This is a genomic window from Streptomyces sp. NBC_00287 (genome assembly GCF_036173105.1).
Taxonomy (GTDB): domain Bacteria; phylum Actinomycetota; class Actinomycetes; order Streptomycetales; family Streptomycetaceae; genus Streptomyces.
In genome coordinates, this window is record NZ_CP108053.1 from 9462574 (window position 1) to 9482376 (window position 19803).

Genomic DNA, 19803 nt, shown 5'->3' on the forward strand with positions numbered 1-19803 from the left:
TCGTCGCGCAGCGCGGTCACTTCGACGCGCTTGCGGGAGGCGACGGCCTGCTGCTGCGCTGTGTTCTCGTCCAGCGTTCGGGTGGCGGACTTCCGTGTGTCGGCGGAGGTGTCGGAGGGCTCCGGATCGTCGAGCAGCGGTACGGCGAGCAGTCCAAGGCACCGCCACTGCCTCCGCCGGGGGTACGGTCACCGACGCGGTCTACCGCACCCCGAAGACCGCGAGCGGTCCGCGCCTGGCATCCCTCGCAGCGGCGGCCTCCGGCTCGGGCTCCTCGGTCCTTCTGGGGACCGACGACGGCTCCGGCTCGAAGGGTGACTTCGGTGCGACGCCGCTCGTCAGTGCGGGTTCGTGGGCGGCGGGCGGCAACTCCGGCGCATTCACATACTCCTACGCCCTCCAGACCCCGTCCGTGCCGGCCGGCCCCTCCCCGGCGGTGTCCTTCGGCTACAACTCGCAAGGCGTGGACGGCCGTACGTCCGCCACCAACAACCAGCCGTCCTGGATCGGTGACGGCTGGGAGTACAACGCGGGCTCGATCACCCGCACCTACAAGGCCTGCCTCGACGACCAGGACGACGGCAACAACACGAAGAAGACCAGCGACCTGTGCTGGGGGTCGGACAACGCGACCCTTACCCTGGGCGGGACGACCACCGAGCTGGTACTGCCGGACGGCGCGAACCGCTACGGAGATACGTGGGTCGCCGCCAACGGCGACGGCTCACGCGTGGAGCTGCTGAAGAACACCGCCCTGGACAACGGCGATGAGGACGGTGAGTACTGGCGGGTCACCACCCGCGACGGCACCCAGTACTACTTCGGCAAGCACAAGCTGAGCGACGCCTGGGCGAGCGGCGACCCGGTCACCAACTCCGTCCTTACGGCTCCCGTCGCGAGTAACCAGAGCGGTGAACCCTGCTACAAGGCGGGCGACTTCACGGGATCGTTCTGCGCGGAGGCCTGGCGCTGGAACCTCGACTACGTCGTCGACGTGCACGGCAACGCGATGGCGCTGTACTGGGCCAAGGAGGAGAACTACTACGCCAAGAACAACGCCTACACCACGCCCGTACCCTACGACCGCGGTGGCTACCTCAAGCGCATCGAATACGGCCTGACCAAGGCCAACCCCTACGGCGCCCCCATCTCCAAGGTCACCTTCGACGTAGACGAGCGCTGCTTCAGGGAGAGCGAAGTCACCTGTTCTGAGGAGAACTTCACCTCAGGAAACTCCGACCAGAACCGCATCTGGTACGACACCCCGACCGACCTGTACTGCGCCGAGGGCAAGGAATGCTACGTCCCCGTTCCGACCTTCTGGTCACGCAAGCGCCTGGCCCAGGTGACGACATGGACGCAGCGCACCCAAGGCTCGACCGACCTGTCGAAAGTGGACAGCTGGACGCTCCAGCAGTCGCTGCCGGCTGATCTGACCGACGAGGGCACCGCCCTCTGGCTGGAGTCGATCACCCGCACCGGCTACGCCACCGACGGCGTGCCGATGACGCTCAACCCGGTGCAGTTCCTCGCCAACGCAGAGTCGATGCCCAATCGCGTCAAGCGCGGCTCCGGCGACCCGCACCCGGCCTTCGACCGGCTGCGCATCGAGCGGGTCGTCAGCGAGTACGGCGGCGAGACCTTCGTCGACTACGAGGACCCGACCGACGACTGCAAGGTCAACGGAGCCTTTCCCAAGCCGGAGGAGAACACAGGGCTTTGCTTCCCGGTGTACTGGCACACAGACCCGGGCGTCGAGGAGATCGACTGGTTCTACAAGTACCGGGTTGCGAGCGTCCAGGAGCTGCCCGCCCTGACCGGCGTAGACCCGGTCACCACCCAGTACGAGTACCTCGGAGGCGCGGCCTGGGCCTTGAACCAGGCGGAGTTCTCCAAGAAGAAGACGCGCACCTACGACCAGTGGCGTGGCTACACGCGGGTACGGACGATCACGGGCGAGACCTCGGACTCCGAGACCGCAGCGTCCATGTCCACCCAAGCCGGCATGACGGAGACCCGCTACTTCCGTGGCATGCACGGCGATCCGCTGCCCGACGGCACGACCCGCCCGGTCACCGTGACCTCCTCGACAGGCGCGACGATCGCCACGGACAACGAGCAGTACGCAGGCCGGGTCGCGGAGTCCCTGACGTACACGAGGAACGCCGGCGAACTGCTGACCCGGACCGTCGACTACCCGACATCCACCGTTCTGGCCACCCGCACGCGAGGCGGCGGCATACCGGCCCTCAAGGCCTACCGCGTACGGGACGCCAAGAGCGCCACATTCACCCGGTACTCCGGGACCGCCGACGGCGGCTGGCGCACGCTGAGGACCGTCTACACCTATGAGGGCACCTATGGCCTGCCCACCCAGGTTGAGTCGCAGGGCGACCTCGCCAAGACCGGTGACGAGACGTGCGCCGTCATGTCGTACGTCCACAACACAGGCAAGCACCTCATCGGCCTGCCCGCGCAGACGTTGACCACCGCGGGCACCTGCACCGAGGCCTCCACCGCGACCGCGGCCGACTGGATCGACGGTTCCCGGATCGGCTACGACAACGCCACCGCGTTCAGCGCGTCAGCCGCCCCGTCCTCGCCCAACGCCACCATCACCTGGGCGATCACGGGTACCGGCGGCGGCTGGGTGAAGGACGGCGAGATCTCCTACGACTCCTACGGCCGCACCACGTCCTCCACGGACGCGAAGGGAAACAAGGCCACCACGGCCTACCGCCCCGCCACGGGCCAGGTCTACGAGATCGAGACCACCAACGCACTCCAGCACAGCGAGATCACCACACTGGAGCCCGGCCGCGGGGTGTCGCTGACCGACAGCGACGTCAACGGCCGTACGACGACGTACACCTACGACTCGCTGGGCCGCACTACGCAGGTGTGGGCCCCCAGCCGGTCCACGTCGAAGTCCCCGTCGGCGAAGTTCACGTACGACACCACCATCGGCCAGCCGGTCTCGATCACCACCGAGTCCCTTAACGACGCCGGCGAGTACGAGAGCGCCACCGTCATCTACGACGGCCTCGGCCGCGAACGCCAGAAGCAGGAACCGGCGGTCGGCGGCGGCCGACTGATCACGGACATCCTGTACAGCGCCAACGGCACGATCAAGCAGACCAACAACGCGTACTTCGCCACCGGCGAGCCGTCGGCCCAGCTCTTCGTGCTGGACTCGGACTACCAGGTCCCCAACGCCACCCTGTACGCGTACGACGGCCTGGGCCGCACGCTGACGGAGACCCCCTACCTCAATGGTGAGGAGGTCCCGGCCAAGGCGACCCGCTACGAGTACGGCTACGACAACTCGACGGTGATCAACCCCGAGGGCGCCGCAGCCCAGCGCACCTGGTCCGACGCGCTCGGCCGCACGGTCCGCGTGGACACCTTCACGAACGCGGCGCGGACCGAGTACCGCTCGACGTCGTACACCTACGACGAGCGCGGCGACCGCGTAAGGGCCGAGGACTCCGAGGGCAACGCCTGGACCTGGGCGTACGACGCCCGCGGCCGCGAGATCGAGTCGGTCGACCCGGATGCCGGGACGACGACAACGAAGTACGACGTCCTGGACCGCCCCGAGCTGGTCACGAACGAGAAGGCGGCCGTCTACACGCTCTACGACGAGCTGTCGCGCCCGTACGAACAGCACGAGGGCGCAGCCGAGGGCAAGCTGCTGTCGAAGACGGTGTACGACACGCTGATCGGCGGCGTGGGCCTGCCGACCTCGCAGACCCGCTACACCGACGGCCTGGCCTACACCACGGCAGTGAGCGGCTACACGGCTGACTATCAGCCGACCGGCCAAAAGATCAGCATTCCCGAGTCGGTCGCGATGTCGTACGGCCTGGCAAGCGAGTACGTCTACAGCTTCGAGTATTCGGAGTCCGGCCTGCTGGAGGCCGTCAACCTTCCGTCGGTGGGCACGCTGCCTGCCGAGAAGCTGGTCATCCGCTACAACGAGGACGGCCTGCCGGTCTCGACGTCCGGCCTGGCCTGGTACAACTCGCAGACCTCGTACTCCCCGTACGGCCAGGTCCTGCGCACGGTCAGCGGCGAGAATCCGAACCGGGTGTGGACGACCAACCTGTTCGACGAGGCAACGGGTGAGCTGACCCGGTCGATCGTGGACCGTGAGTCGACGAGCGACACGACGGCGGTGACGGGGCACCGGGTCAACTCCCGTACATACGCCTACGACCCGGCAGGCAACGTCACGTCGATCGCGGACACCTCGAACTCGGCGACCGATCGCCAGTGCTTCATGTACGACGCGCTGGGACAGCTGACGGAGGCGTGGACGGCGCCGTCGTCCTGCACGGCGACGGGCAAGACGACGGCCGCCCCGAAGTACTCGGACGGCACGACCAACGTGACGTCCGCGAACAGCGGTTACTGGCAGAGCTACACGTACGACGCGCTCGGCAACCGCGAGCGGCTCGTGGAGCACGACCCGGGTCTGGATGCGTCGAAGGACGCCACGACGACGTACTCGTACGGCAAGGCGGACGGCACCCAGCCGCACACCCTTACCGGCACGTCGTCGACCTACAAGGCGGACTCCGGCGCGCAGGTGACGAAGGCGACGACGCTGACGTACGACGCGGCCGGCAATACCGAGACCCGTACGTACGACGGCTCGGAGCAGGCGCTGACATGGACCTGGGACGGCCAGGTCGAGACGGTCACCGGCTTCGGCGAGAACGGCTCCGGCGCGTGGCTGGGTCTGACGAACAAGTGCATGGACCTGACGTCGTCGACAACGACAGCCGGCACCGCACTCCAGCTGTACACGTGCAACGGCACGAAGGCGCAGAAACTGCGCATCGACTCGGCGTCGGCGGCGGACCCGACCACCGGCGCGCTGAAGGTGCTCGGCAAGTGTGTGGTCCCGAAGGACGGCGGCACGGCGAACGGCACCGCGGTGGTGATCGCCGATTGCACCGGGGCGGCCGGCCAGCAGTGGACGGCAGTGTCGGCGGGCAACAAGCTGAAGCACGTCGCATCGGGCAAGTGCCTGGACGTGCCGGCGTCGAACTCGGCGGACGGGACCGACCTTCAGCTGTACACGTGCGACGCGAACGGCCTGGCCCAGTCGTGGGCGCCGGACAAGGAGACGAAGTACATCTACGGCGGTGACGGCGCGCGTCTAATGGCCATCTCGGCGTCGGAACGCACCCTGTACCTGGGCGAGTCGACGATCTCGGTCAACGCGAACAAGACCCCCGCCTACACAGAGCGCTACTACTCCCAGCCGGGCGCTCCGACGGTGATGCGCCACGCGGTGGGCACGGGCGGCGCTGGCGATCTCTCGGTCCAGATCACCGACCAGAACGGCACGGCGTACGCCAACGTTGCGCTGTCGTCGGGCAACAAGGTCAAGTTCTCCAAGACGGACCCGTTCGGTGTGGAGCGGTCGGAGTCGTCGACCTGGCGTTCGCACCAGGGCTACATCGGCGGTGACGAGGACGCTTCGGCCGGTCTGGTGCACCTGGGGGCGCGGGAGTATGACCCGTCGACGGGCCGCTTCCTCTCCGTGGACCCGGTGCTCGACTTGGCGGACCCGGTGCAGATGAACGGCTATGTGTACTGCGAGAACAACCCGGTCACGTTCTCCGACCCGACCGGCTTGGCGACCCAGTACGACGGCGGCGGGGGCGGCGGCGGTGACTACGGGGCTCCGTCGGCGTCCGAAGAGGCGTGGGCGAAGCAGCAGCTGAACATGACGATGTCGGACGTCATTTTGAACAACGGCTGGGCGATCGCGGTCGGGCTCATCGGCTGGGACGATTTCCAGGGCTGCGTCAGCCGTGGTGACGCGTGGGCGTGCGGAAGCCTGCTGCTCGACTTCTTCGGAGGCGGGCTGGGCAAGGCGCTGGACGTGGTCAAGGCGATCAACCGGGCCATCAACGCGGTCCAGGCCTGGCAGAAGGCCAAGGAGCGAGCCCGCGCGATCATCAAGATGGCCGAGAAGGCCCGCGAGATGGCGCGCAAGGCGGCCGAGGCCAAGAAGAAGGCTGCCCAGCGAGCGGCTCAACTGAAGAAGAAGGCGGAGGAAGCGGCCACCCGGCAGGCCAAACGGGCTGCACAGAAGACCGGTAACGCCGTTCAGAAGTCACACAAGGCGGCGGCCAAGGCCCGGGAGAAGGTCAGTACCGGCTATCAGAAGGCCAAGGCCAGGCTGACTGGAAAGACCAGCTGCGAGGACAACAGCTTCGTCCCTGGCACCAAGGTCCTTATGGCCGATGGCACCGCCAAGCCCATCGAGGACGTTGAGAACGGCGACAAGGTCCTGGCGACCGACCCGGAGACTGGCGAGACCGCAGTAGAGACGGTCACGGCCGAGATCAAGGGCGAGGGCGTCAAGCACCTGGTCAAGGTCACGTTCGCTACCGAGCAAGGCGCGACCGCCGAGGTCGCTGCCACGGACGGGCACCCATTCTGGGTCCCGGAGCTGGGCGAGTGGATCGACGCCACCGACCTGAAGACCGGACAGTGGCTGCACACCAGCGCTGGCACCTACGTCCAGATCACCGCGATCGAACGCTGGACCACGCAGAAAGCCACGGTCCACAACCTCACCGTCAGTGATCTGCACACCTACTATGTGCTGGCGGGGACCGCTTCGGTCCTTGTCCACAACTGCAACGGCGCAACGCTTGAACTGAAGTACAAGGAGGGATGGGACGACGATCAGATAGCAGCCGCTGATCGCAAGGTTGCTGCTCTCAACGCTGCTGGATCGGCAGGAAAACTCGTCGTGACCAAGGTAGAACGCTCCGGAAGCGCAGCGGATATGTGGCGGCGCGCAGGCAAGAAGACGGTCGAGGGGACGGACATCGACCACATCGTTGAGTTGCAACTCGGTGGTGCGGACGATGTAAAGAACATGACGCCGCTTGACAGCTCCGTCAACCGAAGTATTGGAGCGCAGGTATCTCGCCAGTTGAAGAAACTGGGACTTAAGCCTGGTGACCGCGTATGCAAAGTCAATATCAGCAAACGATGCTAGAGCTGGGAGAGGTCAGTGTCCTTGCTTGACCTGGATATGACGGAGACGGTAGGCACGTCGGCGGGAATGTTTGCCTTGTGGCGGCTGTCGCGCTTCGCCTCGGTCAGGGATATCGATTCCTGGGAAGATGAGGTAGCGGACAACGAGAGCCTTGTCGAGGCTGTTCGGGAGGGCGCTCTCGTGCCCATCGATTTTGGCGGCGACGGTGCCTACCAGTTCGCTGTTCGTGGAGTCTCCTTGCTGGGGAGGCTGACGGAGCGGGAAGCGCGATACTGCTTGGTTTCGTCGCGCCCTTACCTCCTTGTCTCGGATGGCATCGTGGGACTTGGTGGGCTGGAGGCTGTTGGTGAGTACACGGGAGCCGATCGCCTTGAGATTCCCCTTGAAGCTGGAAGGTACGCGGTCCAGGTTCACCTCATCGATTGGAAGGCTGAACCCGGCTCGCTCGGTGCAGATGGAAAACCGACGGACGGTGCGCTGGGAGACTTCATCATCGAAGTCACCTCTGAGATCGCCGGTGCTGAGTACAGGCGGAGCCTGCAAACATTCGCCGGGTGAAGTGTCGATTAGCTTTCCGCCGTGGAGTTTCTGGAGGTCGAGCTGTCGGACTGGACGGTCATCCAAGGGAGATATGCTATGGCTCGATGGGAGGGGCGGGATGCGTTGTGTGTGGGCGTGCGCCGTGTTGGCGTTGTGCGCATCGATCTCCGGGTGCGGTGTCGCGAGCGGTGGCGTTGGTTCGGCTGACGAACTGGATCTGAGGCCGGTCACGCAGGCGAGTGCCGACCCCTTGTCCGGTGGACTGGACAAGGCGGCGCTGACGGGCCGGGAGGTGGACAGGTTCGCGGTGACCGTGACCGAGGCTGCGATTGATCAGAGGGAAGTGCGGGTGCCGTGGCGCGCCTGTGTCTCTGCGGCGTACGTCCTGTCCGGCACAGTGCTGGGTAAGCCAAAGAGCATGGTCGTACGCCAGGCGTCGGGGGAGGACGTCATGGTGACCGTGGTCCTCGCCCAGTATGAGGGCGATCAGGCTCAGTCGGCGATGGAAGGTCTTGCGGCAGCGGTCGACGAGTGTGCGGACGGTTTCACGGCGACCGTGGACGGCGAGGAGCGGGGCTTCAAGAAGGTCGCCTTGGATCTGGCTCCGGACGGTGCGGACCAGGCGATGGGGCTGGGCGCGGTCGTCGAGAGGGCCGGGGGGAAGACACGGGGGAAGGCAGTGCTCCTGCGGAAGGGGAACACCGTCGCCTACCTCAGCGCCGTGCCCAAGGGCCGTGCCCCCAGGGACTTCGCCGTGCCGGCGGCTCTCGTGGACGCCCAGTTGGCCAAGCTCCCTTGAGGCGCCTGGTATGAGCAGATTTGGCTGGCGGTACGTCAGTCACCTTTGAGGAACAGAGAAAGCGAACGCAGCACATCGTGAACAGATCCGGCATACGCCGCTCCCGCTTCCGTACCGGCGCTCTTGCCGCCTCCGTCCTGGTCTCCGTCGGCGCGCTCACTGCGTGCGGCGGCTCCGGGGACGGTGACTCCGCCGCCGACGCGTCCGCATCTCCGTCTGCTTCCGTTGCCGCTGCCGTTGCCGTTGCCGCTGCCGCTGCCGCCGCAAAGCCGCTGACCGTCGCCGAGTTGGACAAGGCGTCCCTGACTGCGAGTGATCTCACGGGCTTCGAGGTCGACAACCCTGGCGCGGCAGGTCTGCTCGCCCAGGGGCCAGTGAGTACGGGTGAGGAAGACTGTGCCGCGGTCGACCGGGTCATGTGGGGCGTCGCCCTCGGCGATCCGGTGGCCGCCACCCAACGGTGGATCACCTCCGAACTCGACGACGCCGCGATCGACTCGGCGCAGGGCGTCGAGGAACTGAACGCTGCGTTCACGGTCACCGAGACCACGCTGACCCTCGCCTCCTACGACAGCGCCGATGCGGCAAAGGCAGCCCTCAAGTCGCTGCACAGTGGGATTGCCGCATGCGACGGGGACTTCGACTCCGAAGCCGACGGTATGCCGCAGGACGTCGACACGGTGGACACGGCGACGGCGCCGGAGGTCGGGGACGAGGCCGTGGCCTTCACCGCGACGGTCAGCCAGGGCGGCGGCGAGCCGGGCCCGATGAGGGTGGTCGTCTTCCGCCACGACGGTGTCCTGGCCCAGTTCAGCACCGTCAATGCCGCCGCCACGGTCTCCGGCGACGACTGGGACTTCCCGACCGTCCTGGCCGAGACCCAGGCCGCGAAGCTGGGGTGACCGAAGGACTACTCGGCGTCGTCCGAGGGTTATGTGTCCGAGGTAGGGGCGGCGATCACGAACGTTCCCTTGGCGGGCGTGTGGCGACGAGCCTCGCTTCCGAAACGCGAGCACAGCAACCTCGGTGGTGGACGCGCGCAGCTCCAGGCTAGGGCCTGTCCGGTGAGTCGGCAGGGTCACCTTGCCTGCCTTCTAGGCTGGCGCCATGGACAACGGGCTCGCTCACGAGGAAAGCGCCTTCATCAACTTTCGACGCTGCGTCCCAGATCCGAAGGAGCACGGGTTTCGGTGGGTCGACATCAAGCAGCTCCGCTTCTCTGCGGAGTCCGTGGACGATAGAGGGCTGCTTGCCGCACTGATTGGGCACGAGCAGTTCCGGGACGACTATGCAGGTGGTGGAGTGCTGCCGGACGGACACCGGCACGGTCCGTACTGGCTGCGATTGATCACTCCCGACCTGTACGAGCCCATCAGCCAGGAGAATGCCGTGCAGATCCTGCGGGAGTGGGTGGATCCGCTCTGGGACGTGCCCACCGAGCTGGAGGCAGATCTGCAGCAGGAGGTGTTCGCCCGCTTAGAGGTCCTAACAGAAGCTGTTGATCATGTGACCTTCGGCTTGGATGGTCGTTGGTCTGGTCGTGGGAAAGCGACAGTCGCGGCCTTGGATCGTGTCGGATGAACTGTGGTCGCTCATCGAGCCGTTGCTGCCCGAGCCGGGGCCGAAGCTGGTGGAGGGCCGGCCGCGGGTACCGGACCGGCAGGCCTTGTGCGGGATCCTGTTCGTGCTGCACACCGGCATCCAATGGGAGTACCTCCCACAGGAGTTGGGCTTCGGCTCGGGCATGACGTGCTGGCGGCGGCTGGCCGCCTGGAACGAGGCCGGCGTGTGGGACGAACTGCACCTGATACTGCTGAAGAAGCTGCGGGTAGCGAAGAAGCTGGACTGGTCGCGGGCGGTGATCGACTCCTCCCACGTGCGGGCCGCTCGGCGCGGCCCAAAAGCGGCCCCAGCCCGGTCGACCGCGCACGGCCGGGCAGCAAGCACCACGTCCTCACCGACGCCCAGGGCATCCCGCTCGCGGTGTCCCTGACCGGCGGAAACCGCAACGACGTCACGCAGTTGCTGCCCCTGCTGGACAAGGTCCCGGCCGTGGCCGGCGTCGTCGGCCGGCCCCGACGCAGACCCGATGCGCTCCTCGCCGACCGCGGCTACGACCACGACAAGTACCGCCGATTGCTCTGGGCCCGCGGCATCCGTCCGGTCATCGCCGAACGAGGACAGGAACACGGCAGCGGCCTGGGCATGTTCCGCTATGTGGTCGAGCGCACGATCGCCTGGCTGCACGGTTTCCGCCGCCTGCGGATCCGCTGGGAACGACGCGACGACATCCACGAAGCCTTCCTCGGCCTCGCCACCTGCCTCATCACCCACCGCCACGTCCAACGCCTTTGTTAGGACCTCTTAGCCGCAGTCGATGGCATCTACTACCTCAGCGAGCTCGGTGACGATGCGATTCATGACTGGGGACGCGTGCACGACTACTTCCACGAGTTCGTGCTCATCGACCGCTCGGCTGGGCGTATCACGCTCATCGTCGCCGCCGACGACTGAGGCAACCACCGGGGCATCTGCTGCGGTGGCTGATATCAGTAGCGGAGCCACAACCGAATCGCCGCAAGAGTGACCGTGCCGTGAAAGACGTAGGCCCTCTTGTCGTAGCGAGTCGCCACGGCTCTGGAGCTTTTGAGTGCGTTGAGGCAACGCTCGACTTCGTTCCTCCTTTTGTAGGTAGTGCTGTCGAAGCTGGTCGGCCGCCCACCGTCGCTACCGCGCCGTTGGCGGTTGACCTTCTGATTTTTCGGCTCAGGGATGGTGTGCTTGATCTGGCGTCGCCGCAGGTAGCGGCGGTTCCGGCGAGAGCTGTACGCCTTGTCGCCGCACACGTGGTCCGGTCGCGTTCGCGGGCGACCGCCAGCTGGGCGAGGGACTCGAACACGATCCATAACATTGATCAGCTGTGGCGCGTCACCCCACTGTCCGGGAGTGATCAGCACAGCCAATGGGCGACAGCTGCCGTCACTCGCCAGATGAATCTTCGTTGTGAGACCACCCCGTGACCGGCCTAGCGCCTCATCAAGGCGATGCTCGGCCGGACGGCGCCGCCGCCCCAGCACCCGGGGCACGCGGTGATGAGCCCTCGTCGACTGCCGTGCCGGTCTCCATGACGATGGTGCCGGCGGTCGTGTCCTTGGTGGGCTCGGTGAGGCACGTGCGGTGCTGGGCGACGCACTTCTCGACAGCCTCGCACAGGTTCTTCCACAAGTGGAACCGGTCTGCGACTTGCGTGGCGTCGGGGCAGACGGTGCGGACGGCCTCCGCGTAGGCGCTGGCCCTGTCCCGGCACACGATCTGCGCGCCGGGGTGGTCGCGCAGCCATGTGGTGAGCGTCTCCGAGGTGCGGTCGGAAAGCACGTCCACACGCTCGCCGGTCTCGATATCCAAGATGATCGTCCCGTATACGTGGCCCTTCTTGAATGCGAAATCGTCCAGCCCCATCACGCGCGGAGCCGCGGCGGGCTGTCGGTCGGGGAGCTTGCGCAGCAGCCTGATTAGCGAGTTCGCGCTGACCGGGATCGCCAGGTGTGCGGCCATCCGGGCCGCCGGGCGACCTGCCAGTGCCAGCGCGACTCTCTCCAGCGTCCTACGCAGGGCAGGGGTGCGGCGCGCGAACCGCTCGGTGAGCCCGTCTATCTGCTCGACGAACGTACGCCGCGAGCACCCTGCGGCAGAGCACGCAAATCGCCTCACCAACAGGTTGATCACGGCCTTCCGTCCGGCCACCGCCAGATCGGTCAGACGTCGCCGGTAGCTGCCGTGGACACGGTCGGAAACGGTGCCGCAGTCAGGGCAGGCCGCCTTCGGGGTCACGGCCCGCGCCGTGAACGTCACCGACCACCACTTGATCCACCGCGACCGTCGCCAGATGAGCGAAGACCGACCAGAGCACGTTGCAATCACACGAGCAGCCATCCTGCCAGCCAGTGATGACGCTCCGTCACAGACCCCACAACAGGTGGATCAGAACCGCACCACGTGGCGATTGAGGCGGGTGCACTTCGGGTCAATCTCCTTCGCGGGAGGGCTCATTCCTGGAATCATCCGACCATCGCCAAGAACGAGGGACGGCAGACATGGATGTAGAGATCCGGATCACGAGCGGGGACCGGGCCGATGAGCTGGCGGCATTGTGGCGGTGGCTGCAGGAGGAAGATGAACTGCAGGGAGACGTCAGCCCGATGGAGACCCGGATCAGCGAGGGCGAGTTGGGAGGTGCCTTCGATCTGATCACGGTGGTCCTGGGATCCGGCGGGGCGGGGTTTGCGCTGACCCGGTCGCTGAACACCTGGTTGCGGACGCGCCACAGTGACGTGAAGGTGACCGTGTCGGCTGGGGAACGGTCAGTGGAGCTGGAAGCCACGAACGTCAAAGACGCCGTGCCGATGCTGCAGGAAGTGCTGCGTGACTTCGACCGCCCCTGACCTGCCGTTCCGCCAGGGGTCGCGGGCGATTTTGATCGGCGTGTCCGACTACGAGGACACCGCTGCGTTCCCGCCGATTCCCGCGGCGATGAACAGCCTGGCGAGGATGCGGGAGATGCTGACCGACCCGGCACTGTGCGGATGGCCCCCCGACCAGGTGACCGTCATGCCGAATCCGCGCAACGCCGGCAAGGTGGCCACGGAGCTTCGGAAGCTGCTCCAGGACGTCCCGCCCTCAGGGGTGGCTTTGCTGTACTACGTTGGGCACGGCAGACTCACTGTGGAGGGTCGGCTGTGTCTGACGGTGGCCGACAGCGTCGATGAAGCTCCCGAGTACACCGGCATCAGCTACACCTGGGTGGCTCAAGCTCTGAGGCGCGGCGCGTGCGCAGCCCGGGTGAAGACCACGATTTTGGACTGCTGCTATTCCGGGCACGCCGATGAGACCCTGGCGGCCGACTCCAGCGGTGGACTGGCCGACCTCACCCACATCGACGGCGTCTACACGCTGACCGCGACGGCCCGCAACCAGACCGCTCATGTCCCACCACTGGCCGAACAGGACACCGCCACGACCTCCTTCACCGGACAGTTGCTGGACCTGGTCCGCACCGGCATCCCCAGCGGCCCGGCCCACCTGGCCTTCGTCGACCTCTATCCGCTCTTGCAGCAGCGGCTTGCCTCCCGCGGCTTACCCCGGCCCGGCCAACGAGGAACCGGCACGGCCGATCGGTATCCCTTCACCAAGAACGCGGCGTTGAGTCTCGCCGACCCCGTACCACCTCCCTCCACCGCACGAGCCGGAGGGGCCCCGACCCCCAACAGCTCGCCGATTAAGCCCACGATGAGCATCGCGGAGGCCATCCGCTTTGCCGACCATGAGATCCTCGAGCATTCGGGCAAAAGGAATGGCGGCCTGGAGCTGGTGGAGCGGCGGGCCGTACATCGGATCAAAGCAGCGCAGCGCAACGGTTCTAGGGTCCTGGACCTGGGTCATCTGGTGTTGGAGCGTCTTCCCCGATCGCTCTACGACCTCACCGACCTCAAGGTGCTGAACCTCGGAGGCAACTGGCTGACGAGCTTTCCGCCCGACCTCCTTCGGCTTGCCGAACTCACCGAGCTGAGCCTCGACTACAATCCGCTCACCAGGCTGCCGGACAGCATCGGGCAGCTGACACACCTCACCTACCTGAGCATCTGCGGGTTCCGGCTCGAGCACGTGCCCGACGGCCTCGGCGGCCTGACCCATCTCACTCACCTTGACCTCGGCGGCCAGACGCCGAGGTCGCTGCCGAAAAGCATCGGTCAGCTCACCAACCTCACGTACCTGGACCTCGGCGGGCACCTGGATAGCAGGTGGCCGCGACCGAAAGCACAGGTCAACAGCCTCACTCAGGGCCGCAGCCTCATGACCGCACTGATGAAGCGCACCCCCGGCCGGTTCGTTGACTTCGTCGGAGTGGCGCTCACGTCCGCCACTCGTGGGCTGACGTACCTGCCCAAGGAGATTGGTCGGCTCGCTAACCTTACCCACCTGAACCTCTGCCAGAACAAGCTGACTACGCTGCCGCCCCAGATCGGAGAGCTCGCCAGCCTGACCCATCTGGACCTCCGCGAGAACGGGCTGACCAAACTGCCCAAGGAGATCGGTCAGCTCACCAACTTGGTCCACCTGGACCTCAGAGGCAACAACTTGGCTCGCCTGCCCCGCGCCATCGACCAACTCCCCAGCCTCCGCGTACTGGATGTCAGCGGAAACCCGCTCGTTAGGTGACCTCCGTCAGCCGCCTTCGGCACCATGGGCCGTTCCGGGCGCGGTAGAAGACTCAGACGTTGGTTGTGACCTGGGCTTCGCGGTGCGGAAGCGTAAATAGTGCGAAGCGGATCAAAAGGGGAGGCTATGGCGAGGCTGGCTTCGACCTCCTGCAACGGCAGATCATCCTCTCCGACTACGCATCGTGACGCCGCGTCACCACTCCACAAGAAGTGGATCAGATCCGAACTGAGACGCCATCCGCTTATCGATCACGGGGCTGGGCTGGTCGAACAGGGTTCCTGATCGGGTGATCGCGGGAAGGCCGACGCATGGCAGCAGGGCCTCTTGGTAGTTCGGGGGTGCGATCCCAACCGAGCACCAGGAGGCCCTGTTGCCGCAGTCTTTCGCGTCCGCGTGCGTGGAGTCCAACTCGCTGCCACCGTCGTGTGACTGTCTCGCGCACAGGTTCGGCAATGCGGCGGACCGGCCGGACCGCACTGCGAGTTATGGCTCCGACATGACGGAGGCGGAGTGGCGGGTCGTACGGCCGTTGCTTCCGGTTCCGGCCTGGCTGGAGGGGCGAGGCGGGCGGCCGGAGGGCTATTGCCACCGCGTGATGCTCGACCAATGCCACGTAGTTAAGGGCGAGTTGGCGGTGTCAAGCCATCAGGGAATGTGATCTTGTAGGTGCTCGGTGCCGTACGAATGAGCCGTCCGTTTCGGGCCCAGTAGCAGAGTTGCGCGTTGAAGCCGCTGAGGATGCGTCCCGTAACGGTGAGGCCGAGGCGTTGTGCGATCTCACGGGCGTGCATGGACTCGTTGGAGTTCATCGCCAAGATCTGGCAGACCCTGTCCCAGCGGCCGGAGTCAGCCCTGTGTCGGGCATGCGTGCCGGTGAGGCCCGGTGGACGAACGCTGATCTCGATGGTCGTGATCGACGTGCTGCCGCGAGATCGACCATCGCGATTCCAGTTGTTGTAGCGGGAGGTTCCGCATTTCACGATGCGGGTGGACAGCCGCATCCGACGGCCGGGAAGCAGCGTCTGGAGGACGCGGGCACCGATGCGTCCCACCAGGTCGCAACCGATGATCGGCTCAGCGGCGGGAGTGGATCCGGCTGAGCTGATGACCGTGTCGCGGGCGGCTTCCAAAGCGACGGTGAAAGCGGCTCGGTCGGGATCGCAGCCGGATGCCGTCTCCACCGCGGTAACCATGACAGAGCGCAGGGCTTGATAGAGAGTGAGCAGTGCCCACATCTCCTGCGTCAGCCCCACCGGGTCCTTCGAACGCAGGACTCGCCCCTGGAGCAGAGTGTGACGGAGCGCCAGGTATGCGATCTCGATCTCCCAACGCTCGTGGTAGAGATGCACCAGGTGGTCGGCGGGGTCGCTGGAGTGGTCGGTGAGTGTGGTCAGCAGGCGGTAGGTCCCGCCGAACACGCCGCCGTCGGCGGTACGGGAGCGGACCTCGGCCTCGATCACTCGCAACGAGAGGTCACCGATCCGGGTCAGGTAGGAGCCGTCGGGCAGCAGTGCCAGCACCGGCGGGCGTCGGACGCTGGTGGCGCGAATCAGGAACTGGGCCCCTTGAGCCGCGATGTCTACCAGCAGTCTGTTGCTGTCGAAGGCGCGGTCCGCCAGAACAAGCATGTCCGAGGTCAGGTGGCCGACCAGGTCGTGAGCGTAGTCGGTTTCACCCTTGCTGGCGGGGCCGAAGACGGCGCCGATCAGGCCGCGGGTGCCGGTTTCGCACAGAGTCATGAGCATCAGCCGGGGGTAGCCCGTTGGACCGTGACGGCGCTGGGTTCGGCCGAGCCAGGACCAGTTGCGTTCGTGGTCGGGGACGTTCAGGCTCCCGCAGCCGTCGAAGGCGACCGTGCGCCAGCAGCGGTAACGCACTCCGGGCGTGGACGGCTGGGCCAGCGGGCCGGCCAGCACGTCGAACAGCTGCTTGAGCGGGGCCACGCCGACCCGCCGACGGAGATCGCGAAGTGCCTTCTCCGATGGTCGCGGCACCATGACGGTCAGTCCGGCCACGAGTTTGCCCCACACCAGGCCGGTTCCCAGGTGCCCGAACAACCCGAGCGCGAGTACGAAGTACACCCCGACGCGTGAGGGGAGACTTCGCAGTCGTCGCTCGCGAGCCCCGGTCTCGTCCAGCACTGCATCCACCAGCTCGAGTGGGATGACCTGCGTCAACTCACCGATATGACCAGGCGCGAACACGTCGGTTCCGCCCGTGACAGACTGAGCCACAGGGCCTCTGCTTCCTCAGGTAGATCTTGGTCGATCCCCTGAATAGCAGAGGTCTCCTCTTTCTCACCTCACCCTTGACACTGCCAACTCGCCCTTAACTACGTGGCATTGGATGCTCGACGCGGTGCGCTATGTCGTGGACAACGGTGTGAAGTGGGCCAACCTGCCCGCGGACTTCCCGCCGTATCGGCGTGTGCATGCCTTCGCCCGCCGCTGGCAGGTCACGGGGCTGCTCGCTGAACTCCACGACCGGCTGCGCGACCGCGTCCGGGAGAAGGAGGACCGCACGGCGGACCCGACGGCCGCGATCGTGGACTCCCAGTCGGTGCGGGCGGCGGTGAACATCCCGCGCTCGACGTCCGGCTGGGACGGCGGGAAGAAGGTGGGCGGCCGCAAGCGACACCTGGTGGTGGACTGCCTCGGCCTGGTCCTGGCCGTCGCGGTGAGTGCGGCGAGCGTGCAGGACCGCGACGCCGCCGTCCCGCTGCTTCAGCGGCTGCGACGAGAGTACTTCTCCATCCGCCTGGTGTGGGCGGACGGCGGCTATGCCGGCCGGCTCGTTGACTGGGCCCGCGAGAAGCCCCGGCTCACCCTTCAGATCGTCAAACGCACCGATGACACAGTGGGGTTCGTGGTGCTGCCGCGCAGGTGGGTGGTGGAAAGGACGCTGAGCTGGCTGATGCGCTCGCGTCGCCTGGTGCGCGACTACGAAACACTGCCGGCCATGCACGAAGCCATGGTGCTGTGGTCGATGACCATGCTCATGAGCGGTCGCCTGGCCGGACGCCGCCCCGGCGCTTTCAGACGGCCGGCACCGCGAGAGCGGTGAACACTCCCGGCCGCACCTGGAGTGCCCATCCCCGCTCCACCAGGCGTTTCGCCTTCGATCGCAGTCCCTCGACCTTCGCCGGGACGGCCTCGAGCCCGAGAGTGACGGCCAGTTGCTGACAGCGCATGCCCTCCCGGCCCGCTTCAGACTCCAGCACCGACAGGATCCGCTGGTAGTCCGGCGCGAGGGCTGTCGCCGCCATGCCCGTCTCCCGCCGGGGCACCGTCGAACCCGCCACCGCGCTTCCCATCGGCTCCGGGACGACCGAGGGCGGCCCGGCCAGTACCTCGGTCACTGTCACCCGGGCGTCCACCAGCCGCTGAAGCACAGCTTCCGCCTCACCGAGCGCGGCCTGCACCCGCTCGGCCTCCTCCCGCAACCGCGCGATCTCTTCCCGGACCCTCTTCTCCCTGGCCTCCAGCAGACCGAGCACCGACGCCACCAGCGACCTCCACGAACCAGACCAGCGGACGAACCACGCCCATCACTCCCGCCACGAACGGGAGTTCATGCCCACCCACCCGAACTAAACGATCACGTTCGGAAAGCGGATGGCGTCTGAGTGGCCGTTGACAGCTGAGTCAGCCGCGGGGGACCGGAGCCCACCACCGCGTCCTTGGCTGGTGATCTTCAACTGGTGTGAATGGTGTGGTGGTTGAGGGTGTGCCAGCGGTGTTCGAAGGCGTCCAGGTGGGATGTGAGGTCGCTGGTGGTGAGGGGTTTGTTGTACTGGCCGGTGATGCCGTTTTGGGTGAGTTCTTTGAGGATGAGGTCGAGGTCGGGGTGGGTTGTGTGGGTGCGGTGGTGGGTCCAGGTGGTGTAGATGCGGAATTGGACGTAATAGCGGGCGAGTGTTTTGGGTTTGACGGGCTGGCCTTGCCGGCCCCGGATTCCGTTGCGGGCGAGGAGTTGGGAAAGCTCGCGGGGGGTTGGTTCTTGGTTGTGGTGGATCAGGTGGGTGTGCCAGGCGTGGTAGTAGCGGTCGACTTGGGTGAGTTGGTGGTCGGCGGGATCCGGGGAGGTGTGGCTGTCGTGTGCGGGTGACGCGGCCCGTTCGAGCGGTGCGGCATGTGATTGCCCGTCGGGCGGGGATGGCGGTCCGGAGCCCGGTGTGCGCTGGTCTCGTTGGGCTTGTGGGGTGGGGCGGCTGTGCTGTGGTTGCTGTTGGTGGGGTGCTCGTTGGTGGCCTTGGCCGTGTGAACGGGCTGCTGGCTTGTGCTCGTTGCTGTGGGCCGGGTCGGGAAGAGGCGGGCGGGGGAACCGTTGCGCTTGCTGGTTGCGGCAGTCGGCGGGGGTGTGGGCGGGTCGGTGGGGGGCTGGGTTTGCGTGGTGGTGGGTGTCGCGATGCCGCGCGGTTCGGTGGGCGGGGTGCGGGCTGGTGTGTCTCGGGCTGTGTCGGCGCCGGGTGCGGCGGTGTCGGGAGAGGTGTGCCCTGTCGGTTGTGAGGGCGGGGCGTGCGGGTTCGGTGGTAGGCCTGCTGCTGCCAGTCCTGCGGGGGCCGTTTCCGTGAGGGGGATGCCGTAGCGGGCGAGTTTGAGTGGTATGAGGGATTGCACTGGGGCTTTGCGGCGCCAGGCTCGGCCGTAGCGGGAGCGCAGTTGTGCCTGGTAGATGAGGCGTTCCTGCTCCAGCTTGATGGCCTGCTCGTAGGAGCGGAGTTCCCAGAGCTTCATGCGGCGCCACAGGAGGAACGTGGGCAGGGGGCTGAGGAACCAGCGGGTGGGGCGGACGCCCTCCATGTGCTTGTCGGCGGTGATGTCGGCGATGCGGCCGATTGCGTGCCGGGCGGCTTCGACGGCGACGACGAACAGGATCGGGATCACGGCGTGCATGCTGACGCCGAGGGGGTCCGGCCAGGCCGCGGCGCCGTTGAAGGTGATGGTGGCGGCGGTGAGCAGCCAGGCCGTCTGGCGGAGCAGCGGGAACGGGATGCGGGTCCACGTCAGGAGCAGGTCCAGGGCGAGCAGGACGCAGATGCCTGCGTCGATGCCGATCGGGAAGAGGTAACTGAAGTGCCCGAAGCCCTTCTTGAGGGCCAGTTCGCGGACGGCGGCGTACGACCCCGCGAAGCCGATGCCGGCGATGATCACGGCGCCCGCCACGATCACACCGGTCAGCGTGCGGTACAGGCGGCTCGGGGCGGGCGTCGGGT

General features: G+C 66.6%; 13 protein-coding genes and 1 pseudogene. 9 read left to right on the plus strand and 5 right to left on the minus strand.

Annotation, left to right across the window (positions count from 1 at the left end):
- Positions 1-412 precede the first annotated feature (412 nt).
- The 6 genes from OHT76_RS43210 (at position 413) to OHT76_RS43235 (ending at position 10727) form a co-directional block, all read left to right on the plus strand.
- Positions 413-7030 carry a polymorphic toxin-type HINT domain-containing protein gene (locus OHT76_RS43210; RefSeq protein ID WP_328876324.1) on the plus strand — a complete coding sequence of 2206 codons (6618 nt, stop codon included), beginning with the start codon at positions 413-415 and terminating at the stop codon, positions 7028-7030.
- Between the two features lie 15 nt (positions 7031-7045).
- Positions 7046-7588: a hypothetical protein gene (locus OHT76_RS43215; protein WP_328876325.1), complete on the plus strand. Its 543-nt coding sequence runs from the start codon at positions 7046-7048 to the stop codon at positions 7586-7588.
- Between the two features lie 73 nt (positions 7589-7661).
- Positions 7662-8369: a hypothetical protein gene (locus OHT76_RS43220; protein WP_328876326.1), complete on the plus strand. Its 708-nt coding sequence runs from the start codon at positions 7662-7664 to the stop codon at positions 8367-8369.
- Between the two features lie 77 nt (positions 8370-8446).
- Complete coding sequence (locus tag OHT76_RS43225) at positions 8447-9271, plus strand: hypothetical protein (protein WP_328876327.1); 825 nt, start codon at positions 8447-8449, stop codon at positions 9269-9271.
- A 205-nt stretch (positions 9272-9476) separates the two neighbouring features.
- Positions 9477-9950, plus strand: coding sequence for a hypothetical protein (locus OHT76_RS43230; RefSeq protein ID WP_328876328.1), 474 nt, complete (start codon positions 9477-9479; stop codon positions 9948-9950).
- Positions 9892-10727, plus strand: a protein-coding gene (locus tag OHT76_RS43235; protein ID WP_328868630.1) for an IS5 family transposase whose coding sequence is annotated in 2 segments (ribosomal slippage) — positions 9892-10267 and positions 10267-10727 — 837 coding nt in all. Because the reading frame shifts where the segments join, the coding sequence is not laid out codon by codon here. The genes OHT76_RS43230 and OHT76_RS43235 overlap by 59 nt, the downstream gene beginning before the upstream one ends.
- 191 nt (positions 10728-10918) lie before the next feature.
- Here OHT76_RS43235 and OHT76_RS43240 read toward each other — a convergent pair.
- Positions 10919-11458 (minus strand): annotated as a pseudogene (locus OHT76_RS43240) (IS5 family transposase); the annotation flags it as partial.
- Positions 11406-12302: an ISL3 family transposase gene (locus OHT76_RS43245; RefSeq protein ID WP_328876329.1), complete on the minus strand. Its 897-nt coding sequence runs from the start codon at positions 12300-12302 to the stop codon at positions 11406-11408. The gene OHT76_RS43245 and the pseudogene OHT76_RS43240, both read right to left, overlap by 53 nt.
- Positions 12303-12463: 161 nt before the next feature.
- Between OHT76_RS43245 and OHT76_RS43250 the strand changes: the two genes are divergently transcribed.
- Positions 12464-12811 (plus strand): effector-associated constant component EACC1, encoded by a 348-nt coding sequence (locus OHT76_RS43250; protein ID WP_328876330.1) that lies wholly within the window; start codon positions 12464-12466, stop codon positions 12809-12811.
- On the plus strand, positions 12792-14585 hold the full coding sequence (locus tag OHT76_RS43255) for a caspase, EACC1-associated type (protein WP_328876331.1): 1794 nt from the start codon (positions 12792-12794) through the stop codon (positions 14583-14585). The genes OHT76_RS43250 and OHT76_RS43255 overlap by 20 nt, the downstream gene beginning before the upstream one ends.
- A 620-nt stretch (positions 14586-15205) precedes the next feature.
- Here the strand turns inward: OHT76_RS43255 and OHT76_RS43260 are convergent.
- The gene (locus OHT76_RS43260) at positions 15206-16822 is read right to left on the minus strand and encodes an IS4 family transposase (RefSeq protein WP_328876208.1); all 1617 of its coding nucleotides are present in this window, start codon (positions 16820-16822) and stop codon (positions 15206-15208) included.
- 112 nt (positions 16823-16934) lie between these two features.
- Between OHT76_RS43260 and OHT76_RS43265 the strand changes: the two genes are divergently transcribed.
- A complete protein-coding gene (locus OHT76_RS43265; protein WP_328876209.1) occupies positions 16935-17651 on the plus strand; it encodes an IS5 family transposase in 717 nt (238 codons plus the stop codon).
- Here the strand turns inward: OHT76_RS43265 and OHT76_RS43270 are convergent.
- Positions 17623-18093, minus strand: coding sequence for a hypothetical protein (locus tag OHT76_RS43270; RefSeq protein WP_328876006.1), 471 nt, complete (start codon positions 18091-18093; stop codon positions 17623-17625). The genes OHT76_RS43265 and OHT76_RS43270 overlap by 29 nt on opposite strands.
- Positions 18094-18601: 508 nt before the next feature.
- Positions 18602-19780, minus strand: a complete 1179-nt coding sequence (locus OHT76_RS43275) for a DUF2637 domain-containing protein (RefSeq protein WP_328876760.1) — start codon at positions 19778-19780, stop codon at positions 18602-18604.
- Between the last annotated feature and the right edge of the window lie 23 nt (positions 19781-19803).

Coding starts and splice junctions, on each gene's coding strand:
- OHT76_RS43220 (WP_328876326.1), top strand. CDS start 7,662: ATGCTATGGCTCGATGGGAGGGGCGGGATGCGTTGTGTGTGGGCGTGC.
- OHT76_RS43230 (WP_328876328.1), top strand. CDS start 9,477: ATGGACAACGGGCTCGCTCACGAGGAAAGCGCCTTCATCAACTTTCGA.
- OHT76_RS43245 (WP_328876329.1), bottom strand. CDS start 12,302: ATGGCTGCTCGTGTGATTGCAACGTGCTCTGGTCGGTCTTCGCTCATC.
- OHT76_RS43250 (WP_328876330.1), top strand. CDS start 12,464: ATGGATGTAGAGATCCGGATCACGAGCGGGGACCGGGCCGATGAGCTG.
- OHT76_RS43265 (WP_328876209.1), top strand. CDS start 16,935: ATGCTCGACGCGGTGCGCTATGTCGTGGACAACGGTGTGAAGTGGGCC.